General features: G+C 46.9%; 12 protein-coding genes and 1 pseudogene. 8 read left to right on the top strand and 5 right to left on the bottom strand.

Annotated features, from left to right (window positions below; all coding sequences use genetic code 11):
• Positions 1–13: 13 nt before the first annotated feature.
• The 4 genes from pstA to K0H59_RS13790 all read left to right on the top strand — a co-directional run bounded on the left by pstA (position 14) and on the right by K0H59_RS13790 (position 4,762).
• A complete protein-coding gene (gene pstA, locus K0H59_RS13805) occupies positions 14–1,672 on the top strand; it encodes a phosphate ABC transporter permease PstA (protein WP_220053438.1) in 1,659 nt (552 codons plus the stop codon).
• Between the two features lie 33 nt (positions 1,673–1,705).
• A complete protein-coding gene (pstB, locus tag K0H59_RS13800; protein WP_011623310.1) occupies positions 1,706–2,524 on the top strand; it encodes a phosphate ABC transporter ATP-binding protein PstB in 819 nt (272 codons plus the stop codon).
• A gap of 127 nt (positions 2,525–2,651) precedes the next feature.
• Positions 2,652–3,362: a phosphate signaling complex protein PhoU gene (phoU, locus tag K0H59_RS13795; RefSeq protein WP_011623309.1), complete on the top strand. Its 711-nt coding sequence runs from the start codon at positions 2,652–2,654 to the stop codon at positions 3,360–3,362.
• Positions 3,363–3,679: 317 nt separating this feature from the next.
• The gene (locus K0H59_RS13790; protein WP_220053437.1) at positions 3,680–4,762 is read left to right on the top strand and encodes a DUF3137 domain-containing protein; all 1,083 of its coding nucleotides are present in this window, start codon (positions 3,680–3,682) and stop codon (positions 4,760–4,762) included.
• Positions 4,763–5,118: 356 nt separating this feature from the next.
• On the opposite strand, the gene K0H59_RS13785 is transcribed toward K0H59_RS13790, so the two are convergent.
• From K0H59_RS13785 to K0H59_RS13780, 3 genes and pseudogenes are all read right to left on the bottom strand, one after another.
• Complete coding sequence (locus K0H59_RS13785) at positions 5,119–5,811, bottom strand: SMI1/KNR4 family protein (protein ID WP_220053436.1); 693 nt, start codon at positions 5,809–5,811, stop codon at positions 5,119–5,121.
• Between the two features lie 231 nt (positions 5,812–6,042).
• A pseudogene (locus tag K0H59_RS21380) lies at positions 6,043–6,130 on the bottom strand (transposase); the annotation flags it as partial.
• A 64-nt stretch (positions 6,131–6,194) separates the two neighbouring features.
• Positions 6,195–7,124, bottom strand: coding sequence for a DMT family transporter (locus tag K0H59_RS13780; protein ID WP_220053435.1), 930 nt, complete (start codon positions 7,122–7,124; stop codon positions 6,195–6,197).
• 84 nt (positions 7,125–7,208) lie between these two features.
• Here K0H59_RS13780 and K0H59_RS13775 point away from each other — a divergent pair, with 84 nt between their 5' ends.
• The gene (locus tag K0H59_RS13775; RefSeq protein ID WP_258405845.1) at positions 7,209–8,105 is read left to right on the top strand and encodes a LysR family transcriptional regulator; all 897 of its coding nucleotides are present in this window, start codon (positions 7,209–7,211) and stop codon (positions 8,103–8,105) included.
• A gap of 52 nt (positions 8,106–8,157) precedes the next feature.
• Here the strand turns inward: K0H59_RS13775 and K0H59_RS13770 are convergent, their stop codons facing one another.
• Positions 8,158–8,553 (bottom strand): VOC family protein, encoded by a 396-nt coding sequence (locus tag K0H59_RS13770; RefSeq protein WP_220053434.1) that lies wholly within the window; start codon positions 8,551–8,553, stop codon positions 8,158–8,160.
• A 425-nt stretch (positions 8,554–8,978) separates the two neighbouring features.
• Between K0H59_RS13770 and K0H59_RS13765 the strand changes: the two genes are divergently transcribed.
• The 3 genes from K0H59_RS13765 (at position 8,979) to K0H59_RS13755 (ending at position 12,666) form a co-directional block, all read left to right on the top strand.
• A complete protein-coding gene (locus K0H59_RS13765) occupies positions 8,979–9,584 on the top strand; it encodes a DUF502 domain-containing protein (protein ID WP_011717603.1) in 606 nt (201 codons plus the stop codon).
• Between the two features lie 654 nt (positions 9,585–10,238).
• On the top strand, positions 10,239–12,215 hold the full coding sequence (locus K0H59_RS13760) for a BCCT family transporter (protein WP_220053433.1): 1,977 nt from the start codon (positions 10,239–10,241) through the stop codon (positions 12,213–12,215).
• 88 nt (positions 12,216–12,303) lie between these two features.
• Complete coding sequence (locus K0H59_RS13755) at positions 12,304–12,666, top strand: YajD family HNH nuclease (protein ID WP_220053432.1); 363 nt, start codon at positions 12,304–12,306, stop codon at positions 12,664–12,666.
• 26 nt (positions 12,667–12,692) lie between these two features.
• Here K0H59_RS13755 and K0H59_RS13750 read toward each other — a convergent pair whose 3' ends face one another.
• Positions 12,693–12,926 carry a DUF1289 domain-containing protein gene (locus K0H59_RS13750; RefSeq protein ID WP_011717600.1) on the bottom strand — a complete coding sequence of 78 codons (234 nt, stop codon included), beginning with the start codon at positions 12,924–12,926 and terminating at the stop codon, positions 12,693–12,695.
• Positions 12,927–13,027: the final 101 nt, after the last annotated feature.

The following is a 13,027-nucleotide window of genomic DNA, read 5'->3' as shown; positions in this document are numbered from 1 at the left end:
AGAGGTTTGTGCAATGGGTAAGTGGGTAAAATCAGGCTCGCCATGGATTTGGATGACAGGTGGCGCGGTGAGCATCAGTTTGATTGCAGTATTAGGCCTGTTACTGCTCATTGCATGGCGCGGATTAAGCTACTTTTGGCCTGCAACGATTTATCAATGGGAACTCGAAGATAACACAGGCGCGCGTTCAACCTTAATCGGTGAGATTTACGATAGGGAGGAAGTGCCAACCGAACGCTTAACCGCCGCGGGCCATGTGTTTAAACAACCACCCGGTGAGTTTGTGACACGTTACTTAGTGAAAACCGGTAACCGTGAGTTTGTGGGCTTAGATTTCCGTTGGATTTTAGCAACAGACATTATCAGCCGTAGCGAGCCAGCCGATGTGGCCATGCTCGAGCGTGCTAAAAACGGTAACTTTTATGGCTACCCAGTGGCCGTGATTGAAAACGGTAAACGCTTAGAGCTTAAAAACGATGCGCTTGAATCCTCCTTAATGGAGCATATCGACCGTGCCGTTACTTTGTCTGACAAAGCGTTATCACTGCAAAAGCAAGATATTGGTGCGATTAACTACAAGATTGAAAAACTGCGTTTAAAAGAGCGCCGTTACGAGTTAGATGGTGAGTTGACCGATAGCCGTAAGCAAGAGTTAGCTGCGGCGAAAGTGGCGCTCGAGCAAGACTATAAACTGCTTGAAAAAGAGCTGTTTGCCCTGCGTGATGAAGCTGCTCGCGACTCTGTTATCGTGCGTGATATGCGTGGTGTTGAGGTCGAGCTTAAGCTGGATTCGGTTCTCGATGTCACCTACGTCAACCACTTAGGCTTGATGGGGAAAATCGGCAAATGGTTTGTGGGACTGGGCCGCTTTGTCAGCGACGACCCACGCGAAGCCAACACCGAGGGCGGCGTGTTCCCTGCGATTTTCGGTACCGTGTTTATGGTGCTGTTGATGGCGATTATCGTGACGCCATTCGGGGTGATTGCTGCGATTTACCTGCACGAATATGCCAAAAAAGGCCCTATCACTAAGATGATCCGCATTGCGGTAATCAACTTGGCGGGTGTGCCATCGATTGTGTACGGGGTGTTTGGTTTAGGATTCTTCGTATACATGATGGGCGGCTCGATTGACCAACTGTTTTACGCCGAAGCCTTACCGTCACCGACCTTTGGTTCGCCAGGGGTGATTTGGTCGGCGTTAACCTTAGCGATTCTGACCCTGCCAGTGGTGATTGTATCGACCGAAGAAGGCTTAAGCCGTATTCCTAGCGCTGTGCGTCAAGGCAGTTTGGCACTGGGCGCGACCAAGGCCGAAACCCTGTGGCGGATTGTGATCCCGATGGCAAGCCCTGCCATTATGACGGGTTTGATTTTAGCCGTGGCCCGCGCTGCGGGTGAGGTGGCACCGTTAATGCTGGTGGGGGTGGTGAAATTAGCACCGACATTGCCACTGGACTTAAACTTCCCGTTTGTGCATTTAGAGCGTAAATTCATGCACTTAGGTTTCCATATTTATGATGTGGGCTTCCAGAGTCCTAACGTTGAAGCGGCACGTCCTCTGGTATACGCCACCTCCTTCTTGCTGGTAACAGTGATTGTGGCACTGAACTTAACCGCGATTAGTGTGCGTAACCACTTACGTGAAAAATATCGTTCGCTTGAGCATTAATCAGCGATTATCCTGAAAGTATTAGGACTGAATATGATTTCTATAGATTCGACAGCCATGAAAACCAACAACTTTGACTTAGCAAACTTGAGCCAGAACGATACCGCACTGGAGATCCGCAACTTAGACCTGCGCTATGGTGACAAGCAAGCGCTGTTTAATGTGTCGATGAAGATCCCAAAGAAGCAAGTTACGGCGTTTATCGGCCCCAGCGGTTGTGGTAAATCCACCTTATTGCGCTGCATTAACCGCATGAACGATCTGGTGGACAACTGCCATATCGACGGCGAGATTTTGCTGCACGGTCAAAATATTTATGACAAAAAAATCGACGTTGCCGCTCTGCGCCGCAACGTAGGTATGGTGTTCCAGCGTCCTAACCCATTCCCTAAGTCGATTTACGAAAACGTGGTTTATGGTCTGCGTTTGCAGGGCATTAACAACCGCCGTGAACTCGACGAAGCGGCCGAGCGTTCGCTACGCGGCGCGGCGATTTGGGATGAAGTGAAAGACCGTCTGCACGATAACGCCTTTGGCTTATCTGGCGGTCAGCAGCAACGTCTGGTCATTGCCCGTGCGATTGCCATCGAGCCTGAAGTATTACTGCTCGACGAACCGACGTCGGCCCTCGACCCGATTTCAACCTTAACCATCGAAGAGCTGATCACTGAGCTTAAAACTAAGTACACAGTGGTTATCGTTACCCACAACATGCAACAGGCGGCGCGGGTGTCGGACCAAACGGCCTTTATGTATATGGGCGAATTGGTGGAATACGCCGATACCAACACCATTTTCACCACACCGAAAAAACGTAAGACCGAAGATTACATTACCGGCCGTTACGGTTAATCACCTTGCCTTTGGCAGTGGTGATGTGAGTGATAAGCGATTAACGAAATAAGCCACCGCCTAGAACAGAGTTAAGCATTGCAAACTCCATCTAGGCGTTGATACAGTTGAGTAAAAGGTTGGCCAAATGGAAAATATGAATTTAAACAAACATATCTCTGGGCAATTTAACGCCGAGTTAGATGATATCCGTAACCGCGTACTCGCCATGGGTGGCTTGGTTGAGCGTCAGTTAGAGCAAGCTATCGACGCCTTAAGCACCTTAGATGCCGAATTAGCGCAAAAGGTGATCACCGGCGATCACAAAGTGAATGGCATGGAAGTCTCGATTGACGAAGAATGCACCCGCATTATCGCCAAACGCCAACCGGCAGCGAGCGATTTACGTCTGATCATCGCGATTTCAAAATCGATTGCCGATCTTGAGCGTATCGGTGACGCTTGTGTGCGTATCGCCAAGGCCGCATTAGATAAGCGCTTGAATAATCAGCAGCCATTATTAGTCAGCATTGAGAATATGGGCCGCCATGCGATTCGTATGCTGCACGCAACGCTCGATGCCTTAGCCCGTATGGATGCCGATTCGGCGCTGGAGCTTCACAAAGAAGATGCCAAGCTCGACCGTGAATACGAAGGCATTATCCGTCAATTAATGACCTACATGATGGAAGACCCACGTTCAATCCCCGATGTATTAGACGTACTCTGGGCAGCCCGTGCGGTTGAGCGTGTCGGCGATCGTTGTAAAAATATCTGCGAATACATTATTTACTACGTGAAAGGCAAAGATGTTCGCCATACTTCCTACGAAGATATGGAAAAGGATTTAAAGGACTAAACGCCTTTTATCACACGGCTTCACCCACAAACGCTCTGCCTAACCGCAGAGCGTTTTTGTTTGTGCCTCTTTGGAAGGATAAAGTGAACTGTGAGTCTGACAATAAGTTTGGTTTACGCCTCTGACGTATAAGAGGGGCTGCCAATTAGCAAGTCTATCTTTTTGCATAAATCGTTGTTTGAAATTGTTATTTACAATAAATAACCCTTTGTTTAATCTGACACTTGCGATAGGTTACTCTCGGAGTTAACCGACACTCGAGAGTAGGAACTGCCCAATGGAATGGGTGCTGTATCGGCGATTACAAGGATAAGTAGATGAGCCAATTTTTGTATTCTTTAAAGCAGGGATTCGAAGCCCTGAAAAGTATTCGCAATCATATAGTAGAAGCGAATTTACCCGCAGATTTCCCTCGACCCGAATTACCGCCGATATCAGAAGAGGCGAAAGCGGCACTGTTGCAACTACTCGCGCCGCTAGAAGCTTATCGAGTTGAAAAACTTGAAACGAAAATCTCTCGGAAGAAATGGGCCAAGCGTGTTGGCTGGCTCCTGTGCTTGCCTGCACTGGCTGTTGATTTGATGTCGTTAGCCTCTAATAGTGACCCAAGCATTCTGAGCTTGATTGTTCTCGCAGGTATTTTGATGTGGGTTAAGTGGCCTGAAATACAATATAAGCGCCATTATAAGAGTAAGATTTTACCTGTTTTACTCGATAAATTAGGGGATTACCATTATAGCGCCGATTCCTGTGTCAATCTCGACGCCGTGGCTGATTTTGAACTCATGCCCAGTTTTAGCAAGAAAGAAGCTGAAGACCATATTCGCGGCAAGGTAGAAGATGTTAGCTTCGAATTTTGCGAGTTAACCTTAAAATCCCGAGGAAGCAAGTCAGATAAAATCCAATTTAAGGGTGGGGTGGTGATTATCACTATGCCCTTTCGTTTTGAATCCCACACCATTGTTAGCCAAGACTATGGCTCCTTAGGGAATGCCATTTCAGGCATCAAGCAACCCAGAGTTAAACTCGAAAGTGTCACCTTTGAGGCCATGTTTGAAGTGTATTCACACGACCAACATTATGCGCGATATTTATTGTCACCCGCCGTGATGGAACGATTGGTTGAGCTGGAGCAATTATTCCGGAAAACCGCGCGTGGCTCAGGGATAAGCATAGAGTTTAAAAACAATACAGTGCTTATTATGGCGAGCTATTTTGGTAATTTATTTGATAACGTGGACATCAACTTGCCCACACATGATATGTCAAAGATCCCATTGTTACAGCAGGAGCTGGTACTCATCACTAGCATTATCAAACAGCTAAAATTGGATTATCTCGCGGCACAAAATATGGCAGCACAAAAAATGCATGCGAGGATGGAGACATTAGCGAGTTAACGATAATAGAGTGCTGACCTGTTGTGCCTTTGCATAGTTTTATACAGAGGATGAAACAGCAAGCATTTCTTCATTATCACGCCGATGATTATTTGAGTCATTCTACAGAAGATTCGCCAGCGCAATGCTAGTCATTTCTTGAGCTTCATCGCAAGACTAACCATCGGATATAAAGCGAGCTGTTCAAGACTTATCAGGGGGCGGCTAGGGCGCGGCATATAAACCCCTTGTTCAATGCTTCACCGAGCATAGTAGGAGGTTAACTACCGCGTTATTAAAGTTTGGAGTGTTTATTTTAAGTACAGTCTAGTGCTCTGCTCATGGAATGGAGTCAAGTGGAGTAGTTTTCGTGGCTTTTAGGGGGTATACGGCACAAAGCGAATATCGCCACCAGCCCATTCTTGTGGAATGGCTTTACAAGAAATTGAACCATTAAGTAGACCATTTATAAAGCTTGTAAATGAAACTTCAAATTCCTCAGGTTCTGAATGCCTACCTAAAACGACAATTTTCCATTTTCCACTTACACCAGCGGTAGACCAACAATAAATATCTCCATCAATGGAAATCCCCCATGGAAGTAAACCTCCAGGCTCAAATAAAAGAGGAAATGGATAGGTTTCTGGAAATTCTTCTTTTAGGGTTGAAACAGACGAAAGAATAGGTGCGAATTGGTGGAGTAGATTGATATAAGTATTGTTTGAAAATGGGTTAAGCACAGTTAACCACCCGCCGATTTCACCTGAACCATAATGCTCTATAAACATCATGTAATCAGTTGGTAATGACTTACCATAAAAATTGGTAACTAAGCCCCAGTTTAAACCTTTACCTGCCTCGCATGGTGAAGAAGGAATAGTGAGGTAATTACTCATTTCTTCGAAATTTTTCATATATACCCTAAAGCTAAATTCAGAAAATAAATCCGACCACCATTTTAAATCAACAACATACTGCACTTTTCGTTTCCCTACAACTTGCCCGAGTTTAAATGGCTTAAATAAGACCATCAACAGTCGCCGGGACAGGATTGGGACAATAAATTGCACAAAATTCTTAAAAATAGGGTATTTCAGACGAGCTATAATGTCCCATACTATTTGGAAAGTGCTAGGTAATGATTGTTTTCGACGTGATGTAAATAGCTGTCAGTTGCAGTGAAACTGCTGACTTTTGGCGGCAAAGTGCTGTCGTCGATTTTGATATGTTTGCAGTAATCGGTCTGTTTGAGTCAATTATCATGGGGGAATATTTTATCAGGTCAGTTAATTGGCTAAAGCATCCGTGTTTATCGCTGCGAATGATTTGGCTCGTATCATCCACCAATTCGAGGTAATCCGTTAAGGTAAATGCAATACCCTTGGATTGCAGAGTAGCTAGCTAATAATAAAGGCGAGAACTTCCCGCCTTGATTACGTTATCTGCAGTTTGGCTAGGATTCAGGGCACACTTTGGGTTCGCGTTTAAACCGTACAATTCGTGGCAGCAGTAAGCCTGCGATAACAACGATAATCCCTAACAGTTGCAATTCGGTAACAGCTTGGCCGAGCATAAACGAAGTTAATACGGAGAAGATGGGGACAAAGTTAAAAAACAGTGCTGTGTTGGCTGAGCCTAACTGGCGCACGCCATTTAGCCACAACAGATAGCCTGCAACCGTACCAAATACGCCGATATAGACGACTTCAGCCATGCCTAACGCCGAACTATTTACTAACTCTGCGAAGGGATGCACCTCTGGCGAAGCCAAACATAAAGCGCCAATCACGGCAGCGCCACTCAACATGCCGATAAAGGTATAAGGGATGACTGGCATCCAGCGGCTGATACCTTGACTGAAATAGGTGTAAAAACTCCAGGCCAGCATGCCACCAAATATTAATTTATCTCCGTGGTTTATCTGCATCGAGAAGAGGGTTTCAAGGTGCCCATTGGTGATCACCATCAGCACGCCGGTGAGACTCACCAGCAGACTAAAACACTGGGCAAACGATGGCAGAGTACGCAGGGCAACACAGGCAATCAGTGACGTGATGAGCGGGCTAAGGGCCATGATTAATGAGCCGTTTGTCGCATTAGTTGACGCCAATCCCGTAAACAGGCCAAGGTTAAGGCCGCCAATTCCTACCGCGCTGACCAGAATAATCCACAGCCATTGATTGATGCTTAAGTGCAATTTCGGCATCCGGACGAGCTTGAGGTAGATAGCCAGACAGGCCGCGGCAATCACAAAGCGCCAGAACACTAAGGTCAAGGCATGCACTTCGCTTAACACTTGTTTACCAATGGGAAAGCAACTCCCCCAAAAGAAGGTACAGATAATCAGCAGGAACACTGCTTTCATCGTTGGATCAGATTTCATTGCCACTCCAGATGACTTGTCAAATTCTGAGTCTTAGTGTATTGATTTCAATAATTGGATAAACAAGCAAAAGTAAGACGGTAAATGCCAATAATGAAACCTAACTATTCGTTGGACGATCTGCGCTGTTTTTGTGCCGTTGCGCGGTCTGGCAGCTTTAAGGAGGCCGCCCAATCCTTAGGTATGCCGCTCTCCACCTTGAGTCGCCGTATCCGCCAGCTAGAGACCGATTTGCAACTGAGATTGCTTAATCGAGATGCTCATCGCGTCATCTTAACCAGTATTGGTGAGCAGTATTTTGAGCGTTCTGTAGCCCTGTTTGATGAACTCAATAATATTGACGAAGATTTGCATCGGGATAAGTACCAGCCACAGGGGAAAATCCGCATTTCCGCACCCATCAACTCTGGCACTCATTTTCTGCGGTCGATTTTTTATGATTTTCTGCTGCAATATCCCGATATTCAGTTGGATTTGAGCTTTTCAAACTCGCTTATCGATATTGAAGCGGAAGGCATGGATGTGGCGTTTAGAGTGGGCAATCCAGTGGTTGAAAATTGGATTGCCAGACCGTTAAAGCATATTCACTTTATTTTGTGCTCTCACCCTGACTACGACATTTCGAGTATTACTACGCCAGACAAGTTATGCGGTCATCCAACCATTATTTGTCGCCCTATGATACCTTGGCAATTGGTGCATAAAACGACTGGCGAAGAGTTTGATTATCACCCGAACAAGGGCGTCAGGCTGGAGGTGGATGAACTGATGCTACTGACCCACGCCATTAAAACTGGGATAGGTATCGGATACGTGCCGGATTATTTTGCGCTACCTATGATAGCGCAGGGGGAGGTGAATCATGTCCTCCCTGACTGGAGTAGCAAAGCCCGTACCTTGTCCATGTTATATCGGGACCGCGACCACCTCCCCATGCGGGTACGGTTGTTTATCGAGTTTGTGAAATTGCACTTTAACTAGGGCTCGCGTTATTCCGCCAGCCAAGGAACACCGACATTTGAGCGCGTTGGGTTTATAGCGCGCAGGCCGGCAGATATTCGGATAATTCCAATAGATTCAAATCGGGATCGCGGATATAGACTGAGTTGATGCGGCCAGTGGCGCCGGTGCGCAGTACTGGGCCTTCAATAATCGCAACTTCAAGGCTATTTAAGTGGTTAATCACTTCTTCGATATTGTGGCTGACCACAAAGCAGAGATCGGCACTGCCGGGCGTGGCAAGGTTTGCCTTAGGTTCAAATTCGGCGCCCGCTTGGTGAAGATTGATTTTTTGATCGCCAAAGCTTAAGGCGATTCGGCCCTGACCAAATGCGGACTTTTTCATCCCTAATACGCGTTGATAAAAGTCGACGCTGGCCTCGATATCTTTCACGGTTAACACTAAATGGTCTAGACGGGTCACGCGCATATTCTTTCCCTCGATGCCGTAGCGGTTTGTTATTAGGGCGTGTTGATGTTTCATGGTTATTTTTGTAGCAATTTGGCTGGCGTTTATGCAAGGCAAAGTCCGTGCGGTGTAGTTATTCTACATAAACGGACGATAACGCAGCAGAAACGTCAGCCAAATGCTGCCCGAAGGGTTCGTCTGGCAAGCCCTTGCTCTTTGTCACTCGTCATTTGAGTAGAATAACTACACATCATTCCTCGTTTCGCGAGCACGTACTTGCCAGAACGAACAAAATCTAATCTCGAAACGTCAACACGCCCTAATGTTCTGCGCCTTACCTTACATCAAGTGCTGGTGCAAAAGTGTCTCTGTGGTAGCATTTAACGCGCTTTTTAGCGTAAATAATTTATGCCTTTTTTTATCCCATTGGATTTGATGAGATTGTAATGAAGAAAACCTTAGCCCGTGGTTTGATGAACCTGCTGCCGATGGCTTTAAGCCTGTGGTTGTTTTGGTCATTGTTTGTATCGTTAGATGGTTTAGGGATTTTTATTTTAGAGTTGGTAGGGATTAACCAACATTTTGTCGGCGCGGGCTTTATCTTAGTCGTGGCCATAGTGTTTGCGGTGGGCCTGTTGTTTTCGGTGAGTCCTATTGTGTGGCTCTATGGCTGGATTGAACGTCAGCTGATGCGTTTTCCGCTGTTTAAATCTGTCTATGGTAGTATCCGTGATATCGCTTCCTTAATGAACCGTGAGGGAAAACCCAATACTCAGCAAACCGTGTTGGTTAAACAGGCTAATGGCGGGTTTGTGGTGGGCTTTATTATGACGGATACGCCGCCGCAGCCATTGCTCGATGCCTTACCCGAAGGGGATTGGGTGCCTGTGTTATTTCAACTCAGTTACCAAATGGCGGGGGTCACTAGCCTAGTTAAACGTGAAGATTTGATTTTAGTGGATTGGTCTTTTGAAGAGGCGATGCGCTTCAATTTAACGGCGGGGATCTCGCAAACGCCGGGCGCGGCAACGGTAAAAACTAAAGCTGAATAAGTGGGTTTTGGTCTTTTGTGTCAGTTTTTTGCGTCAAATAGAGGTATTTTTGTGATACAATCCGATGGAGACTTAATAGGTCGCCATTTTTTATGCTAATTCAGCGACTGCTGTTTAGCATTATCTGTGTCTCTATTGAGTCAGTTTTCGACAGCATGTGGTCTCTGTTCGAAGGCACTCCAGTAGAGCTTAAGCAAGGCCGAGTCGTTATTTGCTACTGGTTAACCGTTAGCAGTTAATCGCGCTTTGCATCCTCATCCTCGATATCACGAATATCGAACCGCTTATATGCATTATGTCGCCATTGAGGTTGAACCCTGCGATTCGCTCGCATGGTGTCGAAGTTCGCTGTCTTTTGAGAGGGCTATTGGTTCTGAAAGGGCATTGTATAGCAGTGGGTTAGCTGTTTATCGAGCCAACTGTTTATTACCTTTGCTATTCAGCAAAAGCGTTGAGCAAACGGGGAAGTGGGGAAGCGTTTTCAACATGAGTATGACATCACAAGGTATTGCCGACCGCGAGCCCTTGTCATGGATTATTTGTGCATATTTCATCCTGATCACATACTGCTGAGGCTAGAGTTATCTATTATTGAGCTATCTCTTCAAAATCGAAGGGATTTTAATAGGGAACTGGCTAGAACAAGGGAGTTTTATGTCTATTAAGTCGAGTATTAATCCACCGGTTTTTTATTCGTCGGTCTTTTTTATCACCTTAATGGTGATGATCTGCGCCATTTGGCCTACCGAGGCCAATCACTTTTTCAAATCCATGCAGTCTTGGCTAGAAGCCAAAGCGGGCTGGTTATATATCCTTGGTGTGGCGATTTTTCTGATTTTTATCATCTTTGTCATGGTCAGTCGCTTTGGTGATATTAAGCTTGGCCCCGATCATGCCGTGCCAGACTATAGCTATAAGAGCTGGATTGCCATGCTGTTTTCGGCGGGGATGGGGATTGGATTGATGTTCTTCGGCGTTGCCGAACCCGTGATGCATTACTTAGCGCCGCCCGATGCAACGCCTGAGAGTTTGGCAGCCGCCAAAGAAGCCATGAAGATCACCTTCTTCCATTGGGGCATACATGCGTGGGCGATTTACGGGGTGGTTGCGCTGAGTTTGGCCTATTTTGCCTATCGGCATAAGTTGCCCTTGTTACCTCGCAGCGCCCTCTATCCCTTAATCGGTGAGCGCATCCACGGCCCGATTGGCCACTGCGTCGATACCTTTGCGGTATTGGGAACAATGTTTGGGGTCGCGACTTCCCTAGGGTTTGGGGTGTTGCAGGTTAACTCTGGCCTAAGCTATTTATTCGAGCAATTGCCGAATAACACCACGGTACAAGTGTCGCTGATTATTGGCATTACTTTACTCGCTACTCTGTCGGTATTTTCGGGGCTCGATAAAGGGGTGAAGCGCTTAAGTGAGCTTAACTTAGGCTTAGCCCTTATTCTGCTGTTGATTGTGTTAATCCTTGGCCCAACCGTGATGTTGCTGCAGGCTTTTGTGCAAAATACCGGTAGCTATCTGAGTGATATCGTTAATAAAACCTTTAATCTGTACGCCTATCAACATAAGGAAGATTGGTTAGGCGGTTGGACACTACTCTACTGGGGCTGGTGGATCTCTTGGTCACCTTTTGTCGGCACCTTTATTGCGCGGGTGAGTCGCGGCCGTACCATACGTGAGTTTTTAGTCGGCATTTTATTTGTGCCTTCGGCGCTGACCTTTTTATGGATGACGGTATTTGGTAACTCGGCCATCGACGCCATTATGAACCAAGGCGCGACCTACCTGAGCGAAGCGGTGAATACTAATGTGCCCGTGGCTCTGTTTGTGTTTTTTGAACATATGCCGTTCCCGCATCTGTTATCGGGCATTGGGATTTGTTTAGTGGTGACCTTTTTTGTGACCTCATCTGACTCTGGATCCTTAGTGATCGACAACCTGACCTCGGGAGGTGATAACAATGCGCCAGTCTGGCAGCGGGTGTTTTGGGCATTGCTGCAGGGCGTGGTGGCCTCGGTGCTGCTCATCGCGGGCGGTTTACAGGCACTCCAAACCGCCGCCATTGCCAGTGCGATGCCATTTTTATGTGTGATGCTGCTGATGTGTTTAGGGCTGTATAAGGCGCTGAAGGACGATTGGCTGAAGATCAACAGCGTGCAGCTCCATACCACCAGTGTGCAATACGCTAAGACCAATATCAGCTGGGAGGAGCGTATCGAAGTCTTAGTGTCGCATCCTACCGAAGATGAGGCGCGTATCTTCCTCAATAATGTCGCGACACCGGCGTTATCTAAGGTGTGTCAGCAATTTATGAGCAAGGGCTTAACGGCGGATCTTGAGTATCTTGATGGCAAAGTGCGATTGGTGATCAGCAACGAAGCCTATCAACCCTTCGTATACGGTGTGCGGATGCGCTGCTTTGAAATCGTCAATCCCGTCGGTGAAGAGTTAGAGCAGGGCAACAATTGGTATTATCGCGCCGAAGTGTACTTAGAGCAGGGCGGCCAGCACTATGACGTGATGGGCTATACCGAAGAGCAGCTATTGGCGGATGTGGTCACCCAATACGAGAAATACCTGCATTATTTGCACTTGTCCAATGCCGACCAAGGACATGTCGCCTAAACGCTTTGCGTGTCAGAAATATTGCCCCAAGGAATAACTCGGATTATCCTTGGGGCACTTTTTTAAGGGTCATCAGTTAGGTGTGAGCATGTCAGCAAATCCAGGCCAGAGTAAGTTAGATCAAGTCTTAGCCCAAGAGCGGGAATACCGTGCAAAGCGTGAGGGCGGTTACCGCGAGCAGGCGCTCAAATTGTATCCTTGGATCTGTGGCCGCTGTACCCGCGAATTTACCTCAAAAAACTTAAGCGAGTTGACGGTTCACCATAGAGATCACAACCACGATAACAACCCATCCGACGGCTCGAATTGGGAATTATTGTGCCTGTATTGCCACGATAATGAGCATTCACGCTTTGAAGAACTTATTCGCTACGGTAGCACTACCGAAACCAAGCAAGTTGCCGCGACCTATAATCCCTTTGCGGATTTAAAGGCGATGATGAAAAAGTAGTGATAAAAGTAAAAAGCCTGAAATTTTCAGGCTTTTTTCGCAAGTCGTGCCTCGGCTTCCAGCCATTTGGCGCGGCTTAGCACCTGTTGATTTTCGTCGCCTTCGAAATGGGCTTTGCGGGCGGGAAGCTGCGCGATAATCGCGGCGTGTTCTGCATCGCTGGCATCGCGCCAAGCGACAATCTCATCGATATGGCGAAAACAGCCCATGCAATAATCTTCATCATTTAAGCCGCAGCGGGCGACGCAGGGGGAGAGCATAGTTTTCCTCTTAACTCGTTTTCGTTATCGGGTTTAATGGGGGAAACCGCTACGTTAAATGTTGCTGCGTCAAGGCGTATCTCCCATGCATGCCAGCGAGT

Source organism: Shewanella sp. FJAT-51649 (assembly GCF_019457435.1).
GTDB classification, from domain to species: Bacteria; Pseudomonadota; Gammaproteobacteria; order Enterobacterales; family Shewanellaceae; genus Shewanella; species Shewanella mangrovisoli.
Note: the sequence above shows the minus strand (reverse complement) of the source record. Positions and strands in the feature narration are given on the sequence as shown.